Source organism: Caballeronia sp. LZ043 (genome assembly GCF_031451075.1).
Taxonomy (GTDB): Bacteria; Pseudomonadota; Gammaproteobacteria; order Burkholderiales; family Burkholderiaceae; genus Caballeronia.
On sequence record NZ_JARUXT010000003.1, the window covers coordinates 726,500 to 750,837 of the forward strand.

General features: G+C 66.4%; 22 protein-coding genes. 14 read left to right on the top strand and 8 right to left on the bottom strand.

The window, feature by feature from the left end:
* Nucleotides 1–28 precede the first annotated feature (28 nt).
* Nucleotides 29–745: a GntR family transcriptional regulator gene (locus tag QCE64_RS23435; RefSeq protein ID WP_309917256.1), complete on the top strand. Its 717-nt coding sequence runs from the start codon at nt 29–31 to the stop codon at nt 743–745.
* 89 nt (nt 746–834) lie between these two features.
* Here the strand turns inward: QCE64_RS23435 and QCE64_RS23440 are convergent, their stop codons facing one another.
* Nucleotides 835–2,397, bottom strand: a complete 1,563-nt coding sequence (locus tag QCE64_RS23440; RefSeq protein WP_310006498.1) for an acid phosphatase — start codon at nt 2,395–2,397, stop codon at nt 835–837.
* A gap of 253 nt (nt 2,398–2,650) precedes the next feature.
* Here QCE64_RS23440 and QCE64_RS23445 point away from each other — a divergent pair, with 253 nt between their 5' ends.
* From QCE64_RS23445 to QCE64_RS23455, 3 genes are all read left to right on the top strand, one after another.
* Nucleotides 2,651–4,024, top strand: coding sequence for a cytochrome c peroxidase (locus tag QCE64_RS23445; RefSeq protein WP_310006500.1), 1,374 nt, complete (start codon nt 2,651–2,653; stop codon nt 4,022–4,024).
* Nucleotides 4,025–4,218: 194 nt separating this feature from the next.
* Nucleotides 4,219–4,623, top strand: coding sequence for an RT0821/Lpp0805 family surface protein (locus QCE64_RS23450; protein WP_309930423.1), 405 nt, complete (start codon nt 4,219–4,221; stop codon nt 4,621–4,623).
* A gap of 51 nt (nt 4,624–4,674) precedes the next feature.
* The gene (locus QCE64_RS23455; RefSeq protein WP_309808998.1) at nt 4,675–5,124 is read left to right on the top strand and encodes an NUDIX hydrolase; all 450 of its coding nucleotides are present in this window, start codon (nt 4,675–4,677) and stop codon (nt 5,122–5,124) included.
* On the opposite strand, the gene QCE64_RS23460 is transcribed toward QCE64_RS23455, so the two are convergent.
* Together QCE64_RS23460 and QCE64_RS23465 are read right to left on the bottom strand one after the other, a co-directional pair.
* A complete protein-coding gene (locus QCE64_RS23460) occupies nt 5,125–6,096 on the bottom strand; it encodes a transporter substrate-binding domain-containing protein (RefSeq protein WP_309930422.1) in 972 nt (323 codons plus the stop codon).
* Nucleotides 6,097–6,198: 102 nt separating this feature from the next.
* Nucleotides 6,199–7,908 (bottom strand): glutamine--tRNA ligase/YqeY domain fusion protein, encoded by a 1,710-nt coding sequence (locus QCE64_RS23465; protein ID WP_309917246.1) that lies wholly within the window; start codon nt 7,906–7,908, stop codon nt 6,199–6,201.
* 378 nt (nt 7,909–8,286) lie between these two features.
* On the opposite strand from QCE64_RS23465, the gene QCE64_RS23470 reads away from it, so the two are divergent.
* On the top strand, nt 8,287–8,496 hold the full coding sequence (locus tag QCE64_RS23470; protein ID WP_309808993.1) for an ornithine carbamoyltransferase: 210 nt from the start codon (nt 8,287–8,289) through the stop codon (nt 8,494–8,496).
* A gap of 20 nt (nt 8,497–8,516) precedes the next feature.
* On the opposite strand, the gene QCE64_RS23475 is transcribed toward QCE64_RS23470, so the two are convergent.
* The gene (locus tag QCE64_RS23475) at nt 8,517–9,737 is read right to left on the bottom strand and encodes a CaiB/BaiF CoA-transferase family protein (RefSeq protein ID WP_310006502.1); all 1,221 of its coding nucleotides are present in this window, start codon (nt 9,735–9,737) and stop codon (nt 8,517–8,519) included.
* Nucleotides 9,738–10,056: 319 nt separating this feature from the next.
* Between QCE64_RS23475 and alaS the strand changes: the two genes are divergently transcribed.
* The 9 genes from alaS to QCE64_RS23520 all read left to right on the top strand — a co-directional run bounded on the left by alaS (nt 10,057) and on the right by QCE64_RS23520 (nt 18,576).
* Nucleotides 10,057–12,681 carry an alanine--tRNA ligase gene (gene alaS / locus QCE64_RS23480; RefSeq protein ID WP_310006504.1) on the top strand — a complete coding sequence of 875 codons (2,625 nt, stop codon included), beginning with the start codon at nt 10,057–10,059 and terminating at the stop codon, nt 12,679–12,681.
* A 124-nt stretch (nt 12,682–12,805) separates the two neighbouring features.
* The gene (locus QCE64_RS23485) at nt 12,806–13,042 is read left to right on the top strand and encodes a hypothetical protein (protein ID WP_309917238.1); all 237 of its coding nucleotides are present in this window, start codon (nt 12,806–12,808) and stop codon (nt 13,040–13,042) included.
* Between the two features lie 157 nt (nt 13,043–13,199).
* Nucleotides 13,200–14,240 carry a low specificity L-threonine aldolase gene (locus QCE64_RS23490; RefSeq protein ID WP_310007337.1) on the top strand — a complete coding sequence of 347 codons (1,041 nt, stop codon included), beginning with the start codon at nt 13,200–13,202 and terminating at the stop codon, nt 14,238–14,240.
* 97 nt (nt 14,241–14,337) lie between these two features.
* Nucleotides 14,338–14,775 carry a thioesterase family protein gene (locus QCE64_RS23495; RefSeq protein ID WP_309808984.1) on the top strand — a complete coding sequence of 146 codons (438 nt, stop codon included), beginning with the start codon at nt 14,338–14,340 and terminating at the stop codon, nt 14,773–14,775.
* 69 nt (nt 14,776–14,844) lie between these two features.
* Nucleotides 14,845–15,726 carry a branched-chain amino acid ABC transporter permease gene (locus tag QCE64_RS23500; RefSeq protein WP_309919783.1) on the top strand — a complete coding sequence of 294 codons (882 nt, stop codon included), beginning with the start codon at nt 14,845–14,847 and terminating at the stop codon, nt 15,724–15,726.
* The gene (locus QCE64_RS23505) at nt 15,719–16,846 is read left to right on the top strand and encodes a branched-chain amino acid ABC transporter permease (protein WP_310006506.1); all 1,128 of its coding nucleotides are present in this window, start codon (nt 15,719–15,721) and stop codon (nt 16,844–16,846) included. Before QCE64_RS23500 ends, QCE64_RS23505 begins: the two co-directional genes overlap by 8 nt.
* Nucleotides 16,843–17,583, top strand: coding sequence for an ABC transporter ATP-binding protein (locus QCE64_RS23510; protein WP_310006508.1), 741 nt, complete (start codon nt 16,843–16,845; stop codon nt 17,581–17,583). Before QCE64_RS23505 ends, QCE64_RS23510 begins: the two co-directional genes overlap by 4 nt.
* Entirely contained in the window at nt 17,580–18,290 is a 711-nt protein-coding gene (locus tag QCE64_RS23515; RefSeq protein ID WP_309930411.1) for an ABC transporter ATP-binding protein, read from the top strand. Before QCE64_RS23510 ends, QCE64_RS23515 begins: the two co-directional genes overlap by 4 nt.
* 91 nt (nt 18,291–18,381) lie before the next feature.
* Nucleotides 18,382–18,576, top strand: a complete 195-nt coding sequence (locus QCE64_RS23520; protein WP_404987455.1) for a FitA-like ribbon-helix-helix domain-containing protein — start codon at nt 18,382–18,384, stop codon at nt 18,574–18,576.
* 153 nt (nt 18,577–18,729) lie between these two features.
* Here QCE64_RS23520 and iolB read toward each other — a convergent pair whose 3' ends face one another.
* Genes iolB through iolC form a run of 4 tightly spaced genes read right to left on the bottom strand, consistent with a single transcriptional unit; the run spans nt 18,730 to nt 24,333 of the window.
* Complete coding sequence (gene iolB, locus QCE64_RS23525) at nt 18,730–19,536, bottom strand: 5-deoxy-glucuronate isomerase (protein ID WP_309930410.1); 807 nt, start codon at nt 19,534–19,536, stop codon at nt 18,730–18,732.
* A complete protein-coding gene (gene iolE / locus QCE64_RS23530; protein WP_310006510.1) occupies nt 19,533–20,435 on the bottom strand; it encodes a myo-inosose-2 dehydratase in 903 nt (300 codons plus the stop codon). Before iolE ends, iolB begins: the two co-directional genes overlap by 4 nt.
* On the bottom strand, nt 20,426–22,345 hold the full coding sequence (gene iolD, locus QCE64_RS23535) for a 3D-(3,5/4)-trihydroxycyclohexane-1,2-dione acylhydrolase (decyclizing) (protein ID WP_310006512.1): 1,920 nt from the start codon (nt 22,343–22,345) through the stop codon (nt 20,426–20,428). The genes iolE and iolD overlap by 10 nt, the downstream gene beginning before the upstream one ends.
* Nucleotides 22,342–24,333, bottom strand: a complete 1,992-nt coding sequence (gene iolC, locus QCE64_RS23540; protein ID WP_310006515.1) for a 5-dehydro-2-deoxygluconokinase — start codon at nt 24,331–24,333, stop codon at nt 22,342–22,344. Before iolC ends, iolD begins: the two co-directional genes overlap by 4 nt.
* Nucleotides 24,334–24,338 lie beyond the last annotated feature (5 nt).

Genomic DNA, 24,338 nt, shown 5'->3' on the forward strand with positions numbered 1-24,338 from the left:
CAGGCATCGAAGGCACATCGCAGGCACCATGGCCGCAAGTACTACCCAACCGGAAACAGATCCCGCCGCGAATCCGCCCGCGCCCGAGACACGCGTCCACGCGGCGATCACCTCCGCGCTGCTGCAGGGCAAGCTCGCGCCGGGCGCGCAACTGGTCGAGCGCGAATTGGCCGCCGCCTTTGGCTGCACGCGCGGCACGATCCGCAAGGTGCTGGCGCGCCTCGGCGCGGAAGGCAAGCTGACGTTGGAAGTGAACCGCGGCGCGTTCGTGCCGTCGCCGACGGTGGCCGATATCCGCGCGGCCTATCGCGCGCGGCAGGTGGTGGAGGCGGGCATCGTCGCATCGCTGTGCGGCGCGCTGGGCACCCAGGCGAAGCGCGCGCTGCGCGCTCACGTCAAGGCCGAGCAGCGGGCGGTGAAGGCGGGCAGCGTGGAAGAATGCGTGCGTCTTGCGGGGTGCTTCCACGTGCTGCTGGCGGAACTCGCGAACGCGCCCGAGGTGCAGGCGTTCCTGTCGAAGCTGGTCGCGAAGACCGAGCTGTACAAGGCGCTGTTCGATCCGTCGAAGGTGTCCAACTGCGCATCGGACGAACACGAGCAGCTCGTCGATGCCCTCGAAGCCGGCAATCTGGAAGCAGCGCTCGCGACGATGCGTCTGCATATCGACGAGCTCGAATCGCGCGTGCTTGCGCAGGCCGGGACCGCGCGCGGCAACGATCTGGCGACGCTCTTCGCGGGCGCCTGACACGGAGCGCATCGCGCTGCCAAGCAAAAAACGCAACGGGCCGCGGTCAAACGACCGCGGCCCGTTTAATTACAACGCTGCTAAAAGGCTTACTGCGAGAAGTCGAGCGCGTTGGTCAGGTCGCCCATCTTCGCTGCACCGTTCGCCGTCAACGCAGCGTCACGCGAGGTCAGGCCCGGCAGCGACGGCAGGTTGAAGCGCTTGGTGATGAAGCGCAGGATCGACGTCGTGTCGTATTGAGTGTGATCGACGAAGCTCTTCTTCGAATACGGCGACACGATCAGCGCCGGAATGCGCGTGCCTGGACCCCAGCGGTCGCCCTTCGGCGGCGCGACGTGATCCCAGAAGCCGCCGTTCTCGTCGTAGGTCACGACGACGACCATGTTCTTCCACTGCGGGCTCTTCTGCAGATGGCTGATCAGGTCGGCGATGTGCTGGTCGCCCGACGCCACGTCGGTATAACCGGCGTGCTCGTTCAGGTTGCCCTGCGGCTTGTAGAACGACACTTGCGGCAGCGTGCCCGCGTCGATCGCCTTGATGAACTCGGCACCGTTGGTGCCGCCGTCCAGCAAGTGCTGCGTGCGGTTGGTCGTGCCCGGCGCAAGGTCGGCGAAGTAGTTGAACGGCTGATGGTGGGTCTGGAAGTCAGGCACCACGTTGACCGCGCCATTGATGACCGAACGGTCCGCCAGCGCCGCGCCCCACGAACCGCCGTACCACGCCCAGCTCACGTTGGCCTTGTTCAGCAGATCGCCGATGTGCTGCTGCGTCTGCGGCGGCAGCGTCGTTGCTGCGGTCGGATCCGCGAGGTTTGCGTCGCCGCCTGCAGCCGGCTTGTTGCCGCTCGGCTGATACGGCGGCTGCATCGTGTTGACCGCGTAGAAGTCGGGCGTCAGGTTGCCCGAGTTCACGAACAGGCCCGACGTGTTGGCATCGAGCGCCGAGCCCGCGGCCTTCGCCAGTTTCAACGACACGCCGTCCGGATTCACCGACGAGATCGAGCCCTTCGCCACGCTCGTGTCCGCATTCGGGTAGACCGGCGTACAGGCGCAGATCAGCCACTGGTGGTTCAGGAACGAACCGCCGAACGCGCCCATGAAGAAGTTGTCCGCCAGCGTGTATTGCTGTGCGATCTTGTAGAGCGGCAGCTTCTCAGGCGGCGTGTCGTAGTGACCCATCACCAGCGCGCCCGAATCGCCCCAGGCAACGAACTTGTCGTTCTTGCCGCCGTCGATCTGCATCTGGTTCTCATAGAAGCGGTGATACAGATCCCGCGTCGTCACGTTGAGCGCCGTGTTGAAGCCCTTCGGATCATCGATCGCGAAGGGTGCGTTCGGCAGGTTCGTCGTCATCGCCGCGGTGATTGCCGGCGTCACGCCCGTCGCCGTCAGGCCGGTCCAGATCGTCGGCAGCGTCGCCAGCACGCTGCCGTCGCGGTCGAGCTGCTGCGAGTTCGCCGTCGTCACGTTCTGCAGGCCGTTCGCGCCCGGGAAGTGGCCGTACAGGTTGTCGAAGCTGCGGTTCTCCGCATAGATCACCACGACGTTCTTCACCGAGGAAATGTCGTCGTGATGGTCATCGCCGCCGCAAGCGTAGAGGCCGAATGCAACGGTGGCCGCCAGCGGCACCGCGCATACGAGTTTCTTGTTCATTGAGGAATCTCTCTTGTGTTGGGGACCGGCGCGTGACGCAAGCTTGGTCAGTTTTGAAAGCCTTTGCCCGCCGGCGTGCGCAGTGTGGCAAGTCGTTTTGACGCGAACATGTAATAAGGCTTTCGGTTGCGTAATCTGCAATGAATAAATTTCGGGTGGAGACGCAGGCGCAACAGGGGAGACAGCGCTGTCACATGAAAGACACACGTTGGACATACGCTTCGGCATCTTTCAAATTCGCTTTTCCAAGCCCATGTCTTCGATGCGTTTGCCTTTCGTTCTCTGTTCGCTCGCCCTTGCCGCATTGTCCGCGGCGCTCAGCGGCTGCGATTCCCATGCAGCCGACATCAACACGGGCACTAACGCGGCAGCCGCCAGTTCAGGCAAGGGCGCACAAGCGGGCGCCGTCGTCAAAGTCGCGGCGCAACCCCAGTCGCGCGCCGAAGTCTTCGCCCACGTCAAGCAGATGACCGCGCTCGGCGAGAAGCTGTTCTTCGATCCCTCGCTGTCCGGCTCGGGCAAGCTCGCCTGCGCGTCGTGTCACAGCCCGCAGCACGCGTTCGGTCCGCCCAATGCGCTCTCGGTGCAGCTGGGCGGCAGCGACATGCACCAGACGGGCATTCGCGCGGTGCCCTCGCTCAAGTATCTGCAGAGTGTGCCGGCCTTCACGCGGCACTTCCACGATTCGGACGACGAAGGCGACGAAAGCGTCGATGCCGGTCCCACCGGCGGCCTCACCTGGGACGGCCGCGTGGATCACGGCGCGGATCAGGCGCGCATTCCGCTGTTGTCGTCGTTCGAAATGGGCAGCACGCCGGCGAAGGTCGCGGCGGCGGTGAAGGCCTCGCCTTATGCAGACGCATTCCACCAGGCCTTCGGCGCCGATGTCTTCCAGAACGATGAGCGGGCCTTCGCCGCGGTGCTGGTCGCGCTGGAGACCTTCGAGCAGAGCCCCGAGCGCTTCTATCCGTACACGAGCAAGTACGACGCGTTCCTCGCCGGCCGCGCGAAGCTCAACGACGCCGAGATGCGCGGCCTGCAACTCTTCAACGACGAGAGCAAGGGCAACTGCGCGGCCTGTCACATCAGCACGCGCGCGAAGGACGGCTCGCCGCCGCAGTTCAGCGACTTCGGTCTGATCGCGCTCGGCGTACCGCGCAATCGCGCATTGCCGATCAACCGCAACCCGAAGTATCACGATCTCGGCGCGTGCGGCCCGGAACGCACCGATCTCAAAGGACAGGACGAGTACTGCGGCATCTTCCGCACGCCGTCGCTGCGCAACGTCGCGACGCGCAAGACCTTCTTCCACAACGGCATCTATCACAAGCTCGACGACGTGGTGCGCTTCTACGTCGAGCGCGATACGAATCCGGAAAAGTTCTATCCGGTGTCGAGGACAGGCGCGGTGCATAAGTTCGACGACCTGCCGAAGAAGTACTGGGACAACATCAACACCGAGCCGCCTTTCGACCGCAAGAAGGGCGACAAGCCGGCGCTCGACGAAGCCGAGATCAAGGATGTCGTGGCGTTCCTCGGCACGCTGACCGACGGCTACGATCCCGCGAAGGACAAGGACTCGCAGAAGGGGACGGGCATCGGCGAGATGAAGTCGGTGTCGAACTGAGCGGCGGGCCGGGCCTCGATCCAGCGCACCAGCGCACTATCCCGCCCCGTGCGGCGGCTGAACGCCGCGCATCATGCTATTCTCGTTGCGGCCCGCTCTCGCGGGCTGACGTTGGTGTATCGCCGTTGCCGCTGTGGTTGCACGTGCGCGTGGACGTGCAGGCGGCCATACTCATCCGCGACGAGGAGAACCCAATGCCGAATCCATCCCGAGCCACGGCTCGCGTGCCGCTCCTGACGAGCCTGACGCTGGCGGCCGCATGCATCATCGCAAGCGGCACGGCACAAGCCGCCAACCTCGGCTTCCTGAACAACACGCCGATCACCTACATGAAGCAGCGCGACCTGCAGGCGCTCAACAAAGCCGCGCAGAAGGCGCTGGAGACCAAGCAGGACGGCGAATCGCTCGACTGGGACAACAAGGGCGCCGGCAATACGGTGCCGATCAACGGCACGGTGACGCCGCAGAGCAGCTTCGAGTCCGACGGCATGAAGTGCCGCAAGATCGAACTGGTCGCGCACGCGAAAGGGCAGACCCAGACCTGGACGCCGACCGCCTGCAAGGCCAGCGACGGCAAGTGGAAGCTGAAGAAGCAGTGAAGGCGCGATGAACCGGGCAAGCAGAAGAACAAACCGAAGCGTAATCATCCGATGACCCACCGCACCGTGTCATGCGGCGTGGTCATGCTGAACGCGCAGGGCGACGTGCTGCTGTGCCACGCCACCGAAACCACGCACTGGGACGTGCCCAAGGGCGCGTCCGATCCCGGCGAGAGCCCGCGCGAGGCCGCGTTGCGCGAGCTCGTCGAGGAAACCGGCATCGTGCTGGCGCCGGAGCGGCTGAAGGATCTCGGGCGCTTTCTGTATCGCCGCGACAAGGACCTGCATCTGTTTGCCGTGCGCGTCGGCGACGACGAGGTGCAGCTCGAAAACTGCGTGTGCGAATCGTACTTTCCGCGCTACAGCGACGGCACGATGATCCCCGAAATGGATGCGTACCGCTGGGTCAGTCCGGCCGATGTCGACCGCTTCGCGAGCCGCAGCCTCGCGCGTCTGTTCCAGACCACGCTGTCGCTCGCGGACCTGCACGAGACGCTTTGATCAGTCGAGTATGCGGTCGTTGGGATGCTCGAAGAGCAGCTTCATTTCCGGCGACATCGGGAACTGGAGGTTCACGCCGTCCGGGGGAATCGGGCTCATGAACCAGGTGTCATAGAGCTTGGCCGCTTCGCCGGAGCGCTGCATGCCGGCGATCACGTCGTCGACGATCTTCTTGAACACCGGATCGCCCTTTCTCATCATGCAGCCATAGGCCTCGTTCGCCAGCGACGCGCCGGTCACGAGATACTCGCCGCGCGCATTGCCTTCCTGCGCGATCTTGCCGTACAGCAGCGGGTCGTCCATGACGAAGGCCACGGCGCGGTCGGAGCGCAGCGCGGCGAAGGCCTCGGCGTGATCGCGCGCGCTGATGATGCGCAGGTTCAGCTTCCGGTCGATGCTCATCTGCCGCAGCATGCGTTCATCGGACGTGCCGGCGGTGGTCGCGACCGTCTTGTTGGCGAGATCGGTGTAATCGCGGATGCCCGACTTCTTCTTCACCGCCATGCGGATGCCGTACTGGAAGAAGCTGTTCGAGAACGCCACCAGCGGTTCGCGGTCGGCGACATGCGCGGTGGAGCCGCATTCCAGGTCGACCTGGTTGTTCACCACGTACGAGATGCGGTTGGCCGAAGTAACCATCACGTTCTTCACCGCGAGGTTCGGCATGTCGAGCCGCTTCCTCAGTTCATCGACGATCCTGAGCGCGATCGCATACGAGTAGCCCACCGGCTGCTGCCTGACCGTGTACGAAAACGGCACCGACGACTCGCGCGTGCCCAGCACGATCGCGCCATTCTCGGCGATCTTGCGCAGCGTGGCGGAAGGCGGCAGCTGGTCCACGGCGGCGTTGGCGCGGGTCGTCTCCGCGGTGCTCGTGGCCTGCGCGCGGGCGCAGGCGAGCAGGATCAGGCAGGCGAGGGCGGCGCTTCGATGCGCCCGGAACCCGGGCGCGAAGGCATGCGGCAGCTTCATGATGTCCTCGTAAGAAGCGGCGTGCGACGACTGGAACCGGCTACAGCAGCGCCGCGTGGCCACGCGGCGCTTTATATACTTTTTCTCCAAGAGGCGAGCCCGTCAGGCCGGCTTGCCCCAGCTGTCGCGCAGGCTGACGATGCGGTTGAACACCGGCTTGCCCGGCTGCGAATCCACGCGGTCCGCGACGAAATAGCCATGCCGTTCGAACTGGAAGCGGTCTTCGGCGTTGGCATCGCGCGCGCTCGGTTCGAGGTACGCGTTCACCACACGCTTCGAGTCCGGATTGAGCGCGTCCAGGAACTCCGCGCCGCCCGCGCCGGGCTGCGGCTCCTTGAACAGGCGATCGTAGAGACGCACTTCGGCCGCGTACGCGGTCGCCGCGCTGACCCAGTGGATCGTGCCCTTGACCTTGTAGTTGTTCGCGCCTTCGGTGCCCGAGCGGCTGTCCGGGAAGTAGTTGCAGTGCACGGCGGTCACGTTGCCGTGCTCGTCCTTGTCCGCGCCCGTGCACTCCACCACGAAGCCGTATTTCAGGCGCACCTTGTTGCCCGGGAAGAGCCGGAAATAGCCCTTCGGCGGCGTTTCCTGGAAGTCCTCGCGCTCGATCCACAGCTCACGCGAGAACGGGAACGAGCGCACGCCGCGCTCCGGATGATGCGGATGCACCGGCGCGCTGCATGCTTCGCTCTGGCCTTCCGGATAGTTGTCGATGATGAGCTTGAGCGGGTCGAGCACGGCGATCGCGCGCGGGGCTTTCTCGTCGAGATCGTCGCGCAGCGCGCCTTCCAGCACGCTCATGTCGATCCACGAATCCACCTTGGTCACGCCGACGCGCTCCACCATCAGCCGGATGCTTTCCGGCGTGAAGCCGCGCCGCCGCACGCCGACGATGGTCGGCATGCGCGGATCGTCCCAGCCCTCGACGTGATTCTCCTGCACGAGTTGCAGCAGCTTGCGCTTGCTGGTGATCGCGTAGGTCAGGTTCAGGCGCGAGAACTCGATCTGTTGCGGCAGCGGGCGCTGGAACACGCCGTCGTCGGCGAGCTGCGCGAGGAACCAGTCGTACAGCGGACGGTGATCCTCGAACTCCAGCGTGCACAGCGAGTGCGTGATGTTCTCGATCGCATCCGAGACGCAGTGCGCGTAGTCGTACATCGGGTAGATGCACCAGGTGTCGCCGGTCCGGTAGTGATGCGCGAAACGGATGCGGTAGATCACCGGGTCGCGCATGTTGAAGTTCGGCGAGGCCATGTCGATCTTCGCGCGCAGCACGTGCTCGCCTTCCTTGAACTCGCCCGCCTTCATGCGGCGGAACAGGTCGAGGTTCTCGTCGGGCGTGCGGTCGCGGTACGGCGAATTGATGCCGGCCTCGGTGGCCGAGCCGCGCGTGGCGCGCATCTCTTCGGCGGTCTGGCTGTCGACATACGCCTGGCCCTTCTTGATGAGCATCTCGGCGTATTCGTACAGCTTGTCGTAGTAGTCGCTCGCGAAGTACTTGTGCTCGCGGCCGTCCTTGTTCCATTCGAAACCGAGCCATTCGACGGCGTCGATGATGGAATCCACGTACTCGACGCTTTCCTTCTCCGGATTCGTGTCGTCGAAGCGCAGATGGCACACGCCGCCGTATTGCGCGGCAAGGCCGAAGTTCACGCAGATGCTCTTCGCATGGCCGATATGCAGATAGCCGTTCGGCTCGGGCGGAAAGCGCGTCTCGACCCGCTGCGACCATTTGCCGGAGCGGTTGTCGTCTTCGATGATGTTGCGAATGAAATTGGAGGGGGCCGGGGCGTCGTTGCGATCGGTGTTCATGCGAAAAAGAGTGCCAGCGGATGCGCTCGCGCGCGTGAAACGGTTCGGGAAGCGTTCCCGCGAGACGGGCAGGGACGCGTACGAATGCCTTGAAGATGGGGTCGATTCTACCTTACGCAACCGCTGGCTTCCGGCGATGCGTGCGGGCTGCGTCGGGCCTGCGTGGTCGACGCCCGCTGCCTTGCGTGCCCGCGAGTTTCGTTACACCGATTACGGCATGCAGCGCGCTTCGTAACCGCCGTAACCGGACGTAAATCGCGTTGAAAGGTGCTCTTGCGGGCTTTTATGATCGGCTCGACTGCATGCAGCACGGCGCCCCGCGACGTACTGGGGCAGACAACGACAACACATCACAACGACAACACAAGGAAGATGATCATGAAACGGATCCTCGTCACGACTCTCAAGCTGGCTGCCGCAACAGCGCTCGTTTCGAGCCTCGCGGCTTGCGCCGTCTCGCGCCAGCAGGCCCACGCGGGCGTGGGCGCCGCAGCGGGCGGCGCGCTCGGCTATCTGGTCACGGGCGGGCCGATCGGCACGGTCGCGGGCGCGGCGGCGGGTGGCGTGATCGGCGCGGGCGTGCGCTGATTCACGGGCGCCGCTCCTGATCAGATCGTCTTCGACGCCCGCAACGCCGCGATCCGCGCCTCGTCATAGCCGAGCAGTTCGGCCAGCACGCCTTCCGTGTGCTCGCCGAGCAGCGGCGGATGCGAGCGCGCCTCGGGCGGCGTCGCGCTCATCTTGATCGGGCTCGCGACCAGCTTCACCGTGCCGCCGCTCGGATGCGGCAGATCGATCTGCATCCGGCGCGCCAGCACCTGCGGGTCCTCGAACACTTCGCCGAGATCGTTGATCGGCCCGCACGGCACGCCGGCTTCCTCCAACTGCGCGATCCACTCGTGCTTGCCCTGACGCTGCACCATGTCGGTGAGCAGGGGCACGAGCACTTCGCGATTGCGCACGCGCGACGGATTGGCCGCGAAGCGCGGGTCGTCGGCGAGATGGGCGCAGCCGCCCGCCTCGACGAACTTGCGGAACTGCCCGTCGTTGCCCACCGCGACGATGATCCAGCCGTCGCTGGTCTGGAACGTCTGGTACGGCACGATGTTCGGGTGCGCATTGCCCCAGCGCACCGGCGGCTTGCCGCTCGCGAGGAAGTTGGTGTTCATGTTGGCGAGCATCGCGACCTGCACGTCGAGCAGCGCCATGTCGATGTACTGCCCCTCGCCGGTGCGGTCGCGATGCGCGAGCGCCGTGAGCACGCCGACGGTCGCATACATGCCGGTCATCAGGTCGGCGATCGCCACGCCCGCCTTTTGCGGACCGCCGCCCGGCTGGCCGTCGCGCTCGCCGGTGATGCTCATGAAGCCGCCGATCCCCTGCACGATGAAGTCATAGCCCGCCCGCTGCGCGTAGGGCCCGGACTGGCCGAAGCCCGTGATGGAGCAATAGACCAGGTCCGGCTTGACGGCCTTCAGCGATTCATAGTCGAGCCCGTACTTCTTCAACTGGCCGGCCTTGTAGTTCTCCAGCACGACATCGCTTTGCGCGGCCAGTTCGCGCACGATGCGCTGGCCTTCGGGCGTCGCGATGTCGACGGTCACCGAACGCTTGTTGCGGTTCGCCGCGAGATAGTACGCGGCCTCGCGGGTGTCCTCGCCGGCGGGCGTCCGGAGATAGGGCGGGCCCCACTGGCGGGTGTCGTCGCCGGTTTCCGGCCGTTCGATCTTGATGACATCGGCGCCGAAATCGGCGAGGGTCTGCGCGCACCACGGTCCCGCCAGCACGCGGGTCAGGTCCAGCACGCGGATATGGCTCAAGGCTCCCATTCGTCTGCTCGCTTCCTCTTGTTCGTGGCTCAGGTGCCCTTAGTGGCTTCAGTAACAACAGCGGCGGGCGTCCTGCGGCGCCGGCCGGCGGTTTCGCGACTGTCGCACAGAACCGCGTCGCGCGCGATACCGAAGGCGCGATAAACGCGTCAAGGAAGCGGCGGCGCGGGCCTGCGCCGGCGCGCCGCCCGCCCGGCCGGACGCGGCGAATCCCGTATAATCGACAATCACCCTCGCCACGCCGGCCGGGCTTGCCGTCGATTCATGCGCAAGCCGCCCGCGGGCACCATCAAAGAACCGAAGACACGCCCCGTACGCTATGAAAGCCGCCGAAATACGCGAGAAATTCCTGAAGTTTTTCGAATCGAAGGGCCACACGATCGTGCGTTCGTCGAGCCTCGTGCCCGGCAACGACCCGACGCTGCTCTTCACCAATTCGGGCATGGTCCAGTTCAAGGACGTCTTTCTGGGCGCCGAGTCGCGGCCGTACTCGCGTGCCACTACCGCGCAGCGCAGCGTGCGCGCGGGCGGCAAGCACAACGACCTGGAGAACGTCGGCTACACGGCGCGGCACCATACGTTCTTCGAGATGCTGGGCAATTTCTCGTTCGGCGATTATTTCAAGCGCGACGCCATCCATTACTGCTGGGAGCTGCTGACCAAGGTCTACGCGCTGCCGGCGGAAAAGCTCACCGTCACGGTCTATCAGGAAGACGACGAAGCCTTCGACATCTGGGCGAAGGAAATCGGCGTGCCGGTCGAGCGCATCATCCGCATCGGCGACAACAAGGGCGCGCGCTACGCCTCCGACAACTTCTGGCAGATGGCCGACACCGGCCCGTGCGGCCCGTGCTCGGAAGTGTTCTACGACCACGGCCCGGAGATCTGGGGCGGCCCGCCGGGATCGCCGGAAGAAGACGGCGACCGCTTCATCGAGATCTGGAATCTCGTGTTCATGCAGTTCAACCGCGACGCGCAGGGCAACATGACGCCGCTGCCCAAGCAGTGCGTCGATACCGGCATGGGCCTCGAGCGCCTCGCCGCCGTGCTGCAGCACGTGCACAGCAACTACGAAATCGATCTCTTCCAGACCCTCATCAAGGCCGCGGCGCGTGAAACGGCCACGGCGGATCTGGAGAACAACTCGCTGAAGGTCATCGCGGACCACATCCGCGCGTGCTCGTTCCTGATCGTCGACGGCGTGATTCCCGGCAATGAAGGCCGCGGCTACGTGCTGCGCCGGATCGTGCGCCGCGCGATCCGCCATGGCTACAAGCTCGGCCGCAAGGGCGCGTTCTTCCACAAGCTGGTGGCGGACCTGGTCGCGGAAATGGGCGCGGCCTATCCGGAACTCGCGGACGCGCAGCAGCGCGTCACCGACGTCCTGCGCCAGGAGGAAGAGCGTTTCTTCGAGACCATCGAGAACGGCATGTCGATCCTCGAAGGCGAGCTCGCCGGACTGGACAAGAAGGGCGTGAAGCAGCTGGACGGCGAACTCGCGTTCAAGCTGCACGATACCTACGGCTTCCCGCTCGACCTGACGGCGGACGTGTGCCGCGAGCGCGGCGTGACGGTGGACGAACCCGCATTCGACGACGCCATGGCGCGCCAGCGCGACCAGGCGCGCGCGGCGGGCAAGTTCAAGCTGGCGGCGGGCCTCGAATACTCGGGCGCGAAATCCACGTTCCACGGCTACGAGAAGGAAATCTTCGACGACGCGAAGGTGCTCGCGCTGTATGTGGACGGCGTGACCGTGAACGAGGCGCAGCCTGGCCAGCAGGCGGTCGTGGTGCTGGATCACACGCCGTTCTATGCGGAGTCCGGCGGCCAGGTCGGCGACCAGGGCGTGCTGGCGAACGCCAGCGTGCGCTTTGCCGTTGTGGACACGCTGAAGGTGCAGGCGGATGTCGTCGGCCATCACGGCACGGTGGAGCAGGGCACGCTGAAGGTAGGCGACGTCGTGAAGGCGGAAATCGACGCCATCCGCCGCGCCCGCACCGCGCGCAACCACTCGGCCACCCACCTGATGCACAAGGCGTTGCGCGACGTGCTGGGCGGCCACGTGCAGCAGAAGGGCTCGCTCGTCGATGCCGACAAGACGCGCTTCGACTTCGCGCACAACGCGCCGATGACGGACGACGAAATCCGTCGCGTCGAGCAGATCGTCAACAACGAAATCATCGCGAACGCGCCGGGCGTGGTGCGCGTGATGGGCTATGAAGACGCGGTGAAGGGCGGCGCGATGGCGCTGTTCGGAGAAAAGTACGGCGACACGGTGCGCGTGCTCGACCTCGGCTTCTCGCGCGAACTCTGCGGCGGCACGCACGTGCAGCGTACCGGCGACATCGGCTTCTTCAAGATCGTGGTGGAAGGCGGCGTGGCGGCGGGCATTCGCCGCGTGGAAGCGATCACCGGCGACAACGCCGTGCGCTACGTGCAGGAACTCGACCAGCGCATCAACGCGGCGGCCAGCGTGCTGAAGGCGCAGCCGGCGGAACTGACGCAGCGCATCGCGCAGGTGCAGGAGCACGTGAAGACGCTGGAAAAGGAACTGGCCGCGCTGAAGTCGAAGCTGGCGGCGAGCCAGGGCGACGAACTGGTGTCGCAGGCGGTCGACGTGGCGGGCGTGCAGGTGCTCGCGGCGCAGCTCGAAGGCGCCGACGTGAAGACGCTGCGCGAAACCGTCGACAAGCTGAAGGACAAGCTCAAGCATGCGGCGATCGTGCTGGCTTCGGTGGACGGCGGCAAGGTCAGCCTGATCGCAGGCGTGACGCCGGATGCGTCGAGGAAGGTCAAGGCGGGCGAACTCGTCAACTTCGTCGCGCAGCAGGTTGGCGGCAAGGGCGGTGGCCGTCCCGACATGGCCCAGGCAGGCGGCACCGAGCCGGCCAAGCTGCCGGCCGCGCTCGCCGGCGTGACGGGATGGGTGCAGCAGCAGCTCTGAGCGTTTTCCGGCACTCGCAAGGAACGGCTCGATCCCTTCGGATCGGGCCGTTTTTTACTACAGCCTGTCAGGCACATCGTGTGCAATACCTCCAGGGTTCACAACAACCCAAGGGAGACACACGATGAATCGCACATTCGCATCGATCGTTCTGGCTTCGGCCATGCTGGCTGCCGCCGGTGCCGCTCAGGCAAAGGGCTGTATCGAAGGCGCGGCGGTGGGCGGCGTGGCGGGGCATGTCGCCGGCAAGCACGGCACGGCGGGCGCCGTGGGTGGTTGCGCCATTGGCCATCATGAGGCCAGCAAGAAGGAAAAGAAGGCGCAGGAAGCCAACGCGGCCAGCGCGCCGAACAGCAAGTAAGTCTCTTGCCGCAGGGCTTCGGGCGGCGCGTCTGACGCATTGGACGCGCCGCCGCGCCAAGCCGCTAGAATGGCCGGATCGCCGGGCGCCGTGTATTCGCGCGCCCGTTCATCACGATCACGGCCCTTCGCTTCCCATGACAGCGCCCACGGACACGATTCAGCATTTCGCCTCGGACAATTACGCGGGCATCTGCCCCAAAGCGCTCCAGGCGCTCATCCAGGCCAACAACAGCGGTCACGAACCCGCCTATGGCGACGATTCCTGGACCACGCAGGTCTGCGACCGCATCCGCGACCTGTTCCAGACCGACTGCGAAGTGTTCTTCGTCTTCAACGGCACGGCAGCGAATTCGCTGGCGCTGGCGTCGCTGTGCCAGTCGTATCACTCGGTGATCTGCCACGAACTTGCACATATCGAAACCGACGAATGCGGCGGCCCGGAGTTCTTCTCCGGCGGCTCGAAGCTGCTCACGGCGCAGGGCGCGAACGGCAAGCTCACGCCCGATGCGATCGAGGAGATCGTCACGCGCCGCGCCGACATCCACTATCCGAAGCCGAAGGTCGTCGCGCTGACGCAGGCGACGGAAGTCGGCACCGTCTACACCGTCGAGGAGATCCGCGCGATTGCGGCGATCGCCAAGCGACGGCACCTGAGGGTCCACATGGACGGCGCGCGCTTCGCGAATGCGGTGGCAAGCCTGAATGTGCATCCCTCGGAGATCACGTGGCGCGCGGGCGTCGACGTGCTGTGCTTCGGCGGCACGAAGAACGGCCTGCCGGTGGGGGAAGCGGTGGTGTTCTTCGACCGCGCGCTCGCTGCCGATTTCGCGTATCGCCTGAAGCAGGCGGGACAGCTCGCCTCGAAGATGCGCTTCATTTCCGCGCCGTGGCTCGGCCTGCTCGACGACGACGTCTGGCTGCGCAATGCGCGTCACGCCAACGCGATGGCGCAGCGGATGGCCGCGCGTCTCGCCGACCTTCCAAGCGTGAAGCTGATGTTCGAACCCAAAGCCAACGCGGTCTTCGCCGAATTGCCGGCGCAGGTTGCCACGGCGTTGCGCGCGAAGGGCTGGCGCTTCTATCAGTTCATCGGTTCGGGTGGATGCCGCCTGATGTGCGCGTGGGATACGCGCGAAGAGACGGTCGATCGTTTCACCGATGAGGTCCGCGCGCTGTGCCTGGGCGCTGCAAACTAGCCTCGAACCCCTTTGCCGCGCCGGATTGACACGTCCGGCGGGCCGCTCCTAACATGGCGCCACGCCGACCGTCCCGCGTCCCGACGCGCATGCCACGATGACCAAACCTGTCCGAACCACTCGCGCGGACTACGCGCATTTCCTGTCGATCAGCACGCGCTGGTCGGATAACGACGTGTATGGGCACATCAACAACGTCGTCTACTACAGCTATTTCGATACCGTCGTGAACGAGTATCTGCTGCGTCACGGCGTGCTCGACTACAGCGAGGGCGAGACCATCGGGCTCGTGGTGGAGACGCGCTGCAACTTCTTTGCGCCCGTGGTGTTTCCGGAGCCGATCGAGGCGGGCCTGCGCGTGGAGAAACTCGGCACGACGAGCGTGCGCTACGAAGTGGCCATCTTCGCGCAGGGTGCGGACGAAGCCGCCGCGCAAGGGCATTTCGTGCATGTGTACGTCGATCGCGTGACGCGCCGGCCCGTGGCGCTGCCCGCGCCGCTCGTCGCTGCGCTGAAGCCGCTGCTCGCTCGCTGAGGCCGCGCCTTGCTCCAGTGGTTCAGCGTGAATCTGCTCAACGGCGTGAGCACGGGCTTGCTGTTGTTCATGCTGTCCGCCGGGCTTACGCTGATTTTCTCGATGCTCGGCGTGCTCAACTTCGCGCATGCGAGCTTCTATATGCTCGGCGCCTATGTCGGGCAGACGCTCGCGGCTGCCGGCAATTTCTGGCTGGCGCTGATTGCGGCGCCGGTGCTCGTCGGACTGGCGGGTGCGCTGTTCGAGCGCCTGCTGTTGCGCCGCGTGCATGCGCGCGGCGCGCTCGCCGAACTGCTGCTGACCTTTGGTGCTGCGCTGCTGATCGGCGAGGGCGTCAAGCTCGTCTGGGGGCTCGGGCCGTTGCCCGCAGCCATTCCCGACGTGCTGGACGGTCCGCTGTTCACGCTGTATGGCGCGTCGTTCGCGCGCTATCGCGTGTTCATGATGGCGGTCGCCATCGTCATGCTGGGGGCGCTGTGGCTCGTGCTGCGCACGTCGCGCGTGGGTCTCGTCGTGCGCGCGGCACTGACGCATTCCGCCGCCGTCGAAACGCTCGGCCACGACGTGCCGCGCGTCTTCACCCTCGTATTCGCCGCCGGCACCGCGCTCGCCGCGCTGGGCGGCGTGATCGGCGCGCCGCTGGCCGTCATCGAACCCGGCATGGCCGATGCCATGGGCCCGATCGTGTTCGTCGTCGTGGTCATCGGCGGGCTTGGTTCCTTGTATGGCGCGCTGGTCGCGTCGCTGCTGATCGGCTGTGCGCAGACCTTCGCGGTGAGCGCGAGCGCATCGGCGGGCAGTATCGCGGCCGTGTTCGGCGTGACCTTGCCGCCTGCGTGGGGTGCGCTGACGGTGACGCAACTCGCGCCGGTGCTGCCGTACCTGCTGCTCGTCGCGATGCTGGCCGCGCGGCCAAGCGGACTCTTCGGCGAGCGCACCCGGGATGCGTAAGTCCATCACGCCCGCGATGTTGGCCTTCATCGCGTTGCTCGCGGCGCTCGCATTGCCGCCGATGTTCTTCCCTCAGTCATGGCTGCTCGCATATCTCGCGCAGACCGCGACGCTGATCGTCTTCGCGCTGTCCTATAACCTGCTGCTCGGAGAAACCGGCTTGCTGTCCTTCGGGCACGCGGTGTATGCCGGGCTCGGCGCGTTCGCCGCGGCGCATGTGTTCAATCGCGCGGGTGTGTCGCTCACGCTGTTGCCATTGGTGGGCGGCTTCGTCGCGATGGGCGTCGCGGCGGTCGTCGGCCTCATCTCGACGCAACGTGCCGGCACGCCGTTCGCGATGATCACGCTCGGCATCGGCGAACTGGTCGCGGCCTGCGTCTGGCTCGTGCCGGGATGGTTCGGCGGGGAGGGCGGCGTGACCATCGACCGGGCGAGCGGCCAGCCGCTGTTCGGCTGGACCTTCGGGCCGCCGCGCGAGGCGTATGCGCTGATCGCGGGATGGTGCGCGGTGTGCGTGCTCGCGGTGTACGCCTTCTCGCGCACGCCGCTGTGCCGCCTCGCCAACGCCGTGCGCGACAACCCCGTGCGCGCCGCCGCAATCGGCTTCGCGCCGGCGCGCGTGCGCTTCACGATGCTGGTCGTGTCGGCGTTTTTTGCGGGCGTCGCGGGCGTGATGGGGCTGATCAACGTCGAACTCGTGTCGGCGGAAAGTGTCGGTCTTGCGCGCTCGACCAGTGTGCTCGTCGCTACCGTGATCGGCGGAACAGGGACGTTCTTCGGGCCGATCGTGGGCGCGGTGCTGCTGACTCTCATGAGCGTCGCCGTGGCGAACCTGACCGCCGCATGGCCGATGTACCTCGGACTCTTCTTCGTATGGGTCGTCGTCGCGGCGCCGCAAGGTGTCGCCGGACTGTTGCGGCGCGACCCGCGCACGTTGTGTCTCGGCGGCCTCAGCGCGCTGGCGTGGGGCGTTGCGACGGTCGCGGTCGTCGAGACGCTCTATGCGCGCCAGACCGGCGCACTCACGTTGCCCGCCGGTGCGTGGCTCGTGGCGTTGCCCTGCGCGGCGCTCGGATTCTGGCTGGCGCGCCGCGTGCGCCTCGCGCCAGGAACACCATGAACCCCGCGCTCGAGCTGCACGATGTCAGCAAGCGCTTCGGGGCGACGCACGTGCTGCGCGGGGTCGATCTGCACGTCGCGCAAGGCGAGCGGCATGCGTTGATCGGCCCGAACGGAGCGGGCAAGTCGACGCTCTTCGATCTCATCTCGGGCCGCGTGCGTCCGGATGGCGGACGCATCGTGGCGCAGGGCGTGGACATCACGGGCCGCTCGCCGCCGCGCGTGGCGCGCCGCCTCGCACGCAGTTTTCAGACGACCAGCGTGTTCGGCGGCCTGTCGGTGCTCGACAACCTGCGCTGCGCGGCGTTGGGCGCGGCGGGGTCACGCCTGATCGACCGCTGGTGGCCGTCGCGGCAGGTCGAGGACCGCGCCCGCGCGATGCTCGATGCAATCGGCCTCGCCAACCGCGCCGATGAGCCCGCCGCGCGCCTCGCCTACGCGGAGCAGCGCGCGCTCGATCTCGGCATCGCGCTCGCCACCGATGCGCCGCTCATCCTGCTCGACGAGCCTACCGCCGGCATGAATCGCGCGGAAGCCGCGCGGGCGCTTGCGTTGATCCGGGCGATCACGGAAGGCCGCACGCTGCTCGTCATCGAGCACGACATGGACGCGGTGTTCGGACTCGCGGACCGCATCTCGGTGCTCGTGCGCGGGCGCGTGATCGCGACCGGCACGCCTGCCGAAATACGCGTCCATGCGGATGTGCAGGCGGCCTATCTCGGCGGAGTGATTCCATGAGCGCCGCGTTGCGCATCGAGAACCTGCGCGCGTGGTATGGCGCGGCGCAGGTGCTGCATGGCGTGAATCTGTGCATCGCGGCGGGCGAGGTGGTCGCGCTCGTCGGCCGCAACGGCTCGGGGCGCTCGACGCTGGCGAAGGCCATCATGGGTCTCGTGCAGTGCGCGGGCGAGATGCGTTATGGGGAGGTGTCGCTGGTCGGCATGCGGCCGCATCGGATTGCGCGGCTGGGCATCGGCTACGTGGCGGAGACCCGCGACGTGTTTCCCGCGCTGACGGTGCACGAGAACCTGCTGCTCGGTGAGAGACGCGGCACGCGCTTCACGCAGAACGATGCGTACCGCCTGTTTCCCGTGCTGAGCGAACGCGCGAAGGTCAAGGCCGGTGCGCTGTCAGGAGGCGAACAGCAGATGCTCGCGCTCGCCCGCACGCTGGCGGGCGATCCGTCACTCGTGGTGATCGACGAACCCGGGGAAGGGCTCGCGCCGCAGGTGCTTGCGCAGGTGGCGGAGTGCCTGAAGCTGCTGCGCGCTCGCGGGGTGGGGATGCTGCTGATCGAAGAGCGCTTGAGCATCGCGCGGACGCTCGATGCGCGCGTCGCGGTGATGGGACATGGGGCGGTGCAATTCGAAGGGCCGATGGAAACGCTCATGCAGCGCACTGAGATCGTTCAGCAGTGGCTCTCGATCAGCGGCCCTGTTGTCTAGATGCGAAGACTCACATCACAGTTACGAGGACGCCGACGTGGTGGCCATGGGCAACCAAAATATCGACGAGCGACTCGAAACGCGTCTGCGTATGCAAGCAGCCCGGCACGGCCGTTCGATGGAAGACGAGGCGCGTGACATATTGCGTGCGGCGCTTTTTACTGGCCCCGGCATCGGCAGGAATCTGGTTGATTCGATCCGCGGCCGCATCGAGCCCCTCGGTGGCATTGAACTCAAACTGCCCAAACGTGAGCCCATTCGCGGGCCGTTGGGTCTTGATGAATGATCGTTTGTGATCGCCGCCGTCGTGCGTTCTCGCGGGACTATGCTTGCCACGCGCAACGTCAACGACTTTCTCGCTTGCGGCATCGAGATCATCAACCCCGGAAGACATGAACCGCAGGGATGCCACGGCATGCGGCATCACCTGCGCCGCTTCCTAGGCCTTGCTATCCCGCTCCACGATCCACTCATGCTTCGGATCGTTCTTGAAGTGCCAGGTCCGCTTGTCGCCGGCCATGACGTTCAGGTAGTAATTGTCATAGCCATACGGTACGACGACCGGATGATACCCACGCGGCACCATCACCACATCATGATTCTCGACGGCCATCGTCTCGTCGAGATCGCGCTCGTCGGTATAAACGCGCTGGAACGCAAACCCTTGCGGCGGATCCAGCCGATGGTAATACGTCTCCTCCAGCGCGCTCTCGTCCGGCACGGCGTCCCGGTCATGCTTGTGCGGCGGATAGCTCGACGCATGTCCGCCCGGCGTGCGCACCTCGACCACCAGCAGCGACTCCGCCGGCTCGGTCTGCGGAAGGATGTCGCACACATGGCGCGTATTGGCGCCCTTGCCGCGCGTCGAGCGCTTCATCTGCGCCGGCTCGATCAGCCGCGGCGGATATTCGCCCCTGGCCGGCGCGCTCGCCACGCCGATCTCCGCATCGCGCTCCGCCCGCACGATGGCCGCCAGCTTGGGCGGCACGTACACGGCATGCGGCGCCGCGTCCTCGAACACGCTGTCGCGCGTGCCGATGGACTGCCAGTGCTCGTCGCCCGCCTCGATACTCACCGTGCCCGTCAGCACCACGATGCAGCTCTCGCGGTCTGCGTCGTACACATGCAGCACGTCGCCCGCGCTCACGCGATACGCCGCGAAGCCCACATGCTTCCATCCCGCCGAAGCGGGCGTCACGCGCGCGATCGTCTGGCCGTCGCGCGAAGCCTTCACCAGCAAGCTCATGCCGCCTCCTTGCAGATTCCGTCGACAAGCGAGCGCAACGTGCGATAGCCCCGTTCCGCATAGGCGTAACTCGGCGCGATCACCGGATCCTGTTCCGCCTCGACCACCAGCCAGCCCGCGTAATCATGCGCCGCCAGACACGCGATGATGCCCGGATAGTCCACCGTGCCATCGCCGGGCACGGTGAACGCGCCGTTGATGACCGCATCCAGAAAACTCCAGTTGCGGTTGCGCGCGAGCTTCACGATCTCCGGACGCACGTCCTTGCAATGCACATGGCACACGCGCCCGATGTGCTTCTTCAGTTCCGTCAGCGCATCGCCGCCTGCGAAGGTGATGTGGCCGGCATCGAACAGCAGGCCCACCGCATCGCTCGTGAGCGCCATCAGGCGGTCGACGTCGGCGGGCGTTTCCACATATGCGCCCATGTGATGATGATAGGCAACACGCACGCCGCGCGAGAGCGTGTATGCGGCGAAGCGGTCGAGCCGCTCGGCGTATTCGTTCCAGCGGGCATCGGAGAAGAAACGCGGGCGTTGATACAGCGGCCGTGGCGCGCCCTGGATCGAGTCGGCGACCTCGCCGTACACCACCACCGTCGCGCCGTTCTGCGCCAGCAGATCGAGATGCGGACCCACCGCTTCGATCTCTTCCTCGACGCCGCGCGCCGCGAGCCGCCCCGAATACCAGCCGGACACGAGCGCGAGATCGTACTGGGCGAGCAGCGTCTTCAAGGCTTGCGGTTCGCGCGGAAACTTGTTGCCGAGCTCGAAGCCCGCATAGCCGATCTGCTGGCCTTCCGCGAGCGCGACAGACAGAGGCGTCTCCCCGCCGAGCGAAGGCAGGTCGTCGTTCATCCACGACAGCGGATTGACGCCGATACGTACGTTCAAGGACATGTCGGATCCTCACCGTTTTTGGGTACATCGCCGGCGCGCGCATTGAGCGCGCGCTCGTAGGCTTCCCGGGCCACGACCACCGCCGCGCGTTCCGATACTTCCGGCACCGCGACTTCCCACCACCAGCCGCCTTCTTCGGTCGGCCGCGCGGGATCGGTGTCGATGGAGATCAGATAGCTGCGGTCCGCGGCGCGTGCGCGCTGCATCGCGGCCTGTAGTTCATCGATGTTCGCGACATGTTCCGACAGCGCGCCGAGCGACCGTGCATGCATCGCGAAGTCGATCGTGGGCGCACCGAGCGCGCCTTGCCTGCAGTCGTCGATGAGATTGTTGAACGGCGCGCCGCCGCATGCCTGTTGCAGCCGGTTGATGCAGCCGAAGCCGCGGTTGTCGAGCAGCACGACGATCAGCTTGGCCCCGAGCATCACGGACGTCGCGAGCTCGCTGTTCATCATCAGATAGCTGCCGTCGCCGACGATCACGATCACCTCGCGCTCCGGTCGCGCCAGCTTCACGCCGAGGCCGCCGGCGATCTCGTAGCCCATGCACGAATAGCCGTATTCGACGTGATAGCCGCCCGGCGCACCCGTGCGCCACAGTTTCTGCAAGTCGGCAGGCAGCGTGCCGGCCGCGCACACGACGATATCGCCCGTGGGCGAGGCCTCGTCCGAGCGCTGCACCGCGCCGATCACATCGGCCTCGCGCGGCAACTGGCCGGCGTCGGGCGGCGTGTTCGTCACGTGGGCGACGGTCGCGCGCCAGTCCTCGGCGAGACGATGCGCACGCGTGGTCCATTGCGGCGCCGCGCGCCAGTCGCCGAGCGCCGCCGACAAGGCTTCCAGCGCGAGCCGCGCGTCCGCCTGCACGGCGACGGCGTCCTGCTTCAGCGCATCGAACGGATTGGCGTTGATGGCGACCAGCCGCGCCTGCTTGAAGAGCGTGTTCGAACCCGTCGTGAAATCCTGCAGCCGCGTGCCGACCGCCAGCACGCAATCGCCCGCGTGCGCCAGTTCGTTCGCGGCCGAGCCGCCCGTCACGCCGATGCCGCCGACATTCAACGCATCGTCCCACGCCAGCGCGCCCTTGCCGGCCTGGGTCTCCGCCACGGGCACGCCGTGGCGGTGCGCGAACGCGCGCAGCGTCTCCGCCGCCAGACCGTGCAGCACGCCGCCGCCGGTCACGATCAACGGTTCGCGCGCGTCGCGCAGCAGCGCGGCGGCGCGTTCGATCTCGCGCGGCAGCGGTGCCGGCGCATGAAACTCGACGACACGCGGCGCAAAGAACGAAGCAGGGTAATCGAAGGCCATCGCCTGCACGTCCTGCGGCAGCGCGAGCGTCACCGGGCCGCATTGCGCCGCGTCGGTGAGCACGCGGATCGCGCGCGGCAGGGCGCTCAGCAGTTGCGCCGGATGCACGATGCGATCGAAGTAACGCGACACGGCTTTCAGCGCATCGTTGGCGGAAACGCCGCCGTCGTGGCTGTCTTCGAGTTGCTGAAGCACCGGGTCCGGCGCGCGCGACACGAAGATATCGCCCGGCAGCAGCAACACCGGCAGGCGGTTCACGTGCGCGAGCGCCGCCGCGGTGACGAGATTGGTCGCGCCCGGACCGATGGACGTCGTCACCGCCATCATGCGGCGGCGCATGTGCGCCTTGGCATAGGCGATTGCGCTGTGCGCCATCGCCTGCTCGTTGTGCGCGCGATAGGTCGGCAGTTCGTCGCGATGTCGATACAGCGCCTCGCCGAGCCCCGCGACATTGCCGTGCCCGAAGATCGCGAACACGCCGCCGAACAGCGGCTCGCCATGCTCCGTGCGCAGCGCCGCGAGATAGCGCACGACCGCCTGCGCGGCGGTCAGTCGAACCGTGGACGACAGCTCGGTCTCCGGTTGCGTGGCTCGCTGGTTCATGCGATCTGCTCCTGTCGGGTGTGGAGGGACGCCGCGGACGAATCGCGCGTCTCGCGCCACGCCGCGATCAGCGTTTCGAAGGTATGCCGCACACGCGTGATCAGTTCGTCGTCGCTGATTTGCTCCGAGAGCCACGCGCGGCTCGGTTCATGAAAGATGGTTCGACCGACCGTGAAGCCCCGGCAGGTCGCCGAGTCCGCCGCGGCCCTGAAGGCGTCGCGCAACTGCTCGACGCCCGCCGACAAACCGAGCAGCACGACACCGCGGCAATACGGATCGCGCTCGGCGATCAGTGCATCGACGGCTTGCCATTGCTGCGGGTTCATCGCTTCGAGCTTCCACCATTCGGGGTAGATGCCCAGGTTGTAGAAGCGCTTCAACGCGCGAACCACCGTGTCGTCCGCGACGGGCGGCCCGTTCTTCGGCACGATCACTTCCAGCAGCAGCTCATGGCCGCTGTCCTGCACGGCGTCGTAGAGCGCGCGCACTTGCGCTTCCTGTTCGAGCCGCAGTTCGTGCGGATGATCGGGGTGATACTGCACGAGGCACTTCGCGACCTGTTCGCGCGGCCACTGCACGAGCGTCGTGCCGATCGAGCGGCCATGGTCGAACACCAGCGGCAGCGAGCCCGGCAACTCGACCGGACGTCCGATCCACCAGCCACGGCCCGTCGCGGCGTTCAACGCATCCTGGCCGTAGCGGTCGTCGATGAGCACGCCGATCCGGCCTTCGAGTCCATGCTCCTTTTCGGTCTGGGCAACGGCCTCGACAAACAGGTTCTTCAGCGTCGCGATGCGCGTCTCGCTCCCGCCGGTCTGCTGTGCGAGATCGAAGAACTGGTTGCGATGATCGAAGGCAAAGCCGAGCACTTCGTCCCATGGTTTGCGCCGCGGGCTCACGCGATGCAGGCGCGCAAGGGTCGCATCGCGATCCGGCCGGCGCATGCGCAGCGGGTCTTCGTGCGCGGCCGCGAGGAAGTAGTCGAGTTCGGCGGGCGTGGGCATTGCGGGCGCGCAGCCGTGCCGCGACACCACCAGCGCGCCGCATGCATTCGCCGCGCGCGCACAGGCTTCGAGCGGCGCGTCGCGCAGCCATCCCGAGAGAAAGCCCGACGCAAACGCATCGCCCGCGCCGAGCACGTTCAGCACCTCCACTTCGACGCCGCCGTGCACCGCGGCGTCGTCGATGGAAGCGGGCACTTCGCCTTCGATGATCGAGCAGCCGAGCGGCCCGCGCTTCACGACGAGTGTCGCGCCGGTGACCTTGCGCACCATCGCGAGCGCATCGGACAGGCGGTCCTTGCCGCCCGCGATGCGGAACTCTTCTTCCGTGCCGATCACGAGATCGATCAGCGGCAAAATGCGTTGCAGGTGCGCGGTGACGTCTTCGTTGGCGACGAAGCGCGTCTCGCCATCGGCCTTGCCGGTGAGTCCCCACAGCACGGGCCGGTAGTCGATGTCGAGCACCGTGCGCACCTGGTGACGCCGCGCAACTTCCAGCGCGCGCCGGCTCGTGCGGTTCACCTGTTCGGTCGAGAAGTGCGTGCCGGTGATGAGCAGCGCCTTCGATGACGCGATATAGGCTTCATCGAAATCCGCTTCGTCGACGGCCATGTCCGCGCAGTTCTCGCGATAGAACACCAGCGGAAAGGTGTCGCGGTCTTCGAGCCCGAGCAGCACGAGTGCGGTCAGCCGCTCCGGATCCACGCGCACATGGCTGACGTCGCAGCCTTCGCGCGCGAGCGTTTCGGTGAGGAAGCGGCCCATGTGATCGTTGCCGACACGCGCGAGCATCGACGACGAGAGACCGAGCCGCGCGCAGCCGAACGCAATGTTCGCCGACGAGCCGCCGAGATACTTCGCGAAGCTCGAAACGTCCTCGAGCCGCGCGCCGACCTGCTGCGCGTACAGATCGACGGCGAGCCGCCCGAGGCACACGATGTCGCGCTCGCGGTCCGCAGCAAAACGAGAGGGGGAGAGTGTGGTCATGCCGG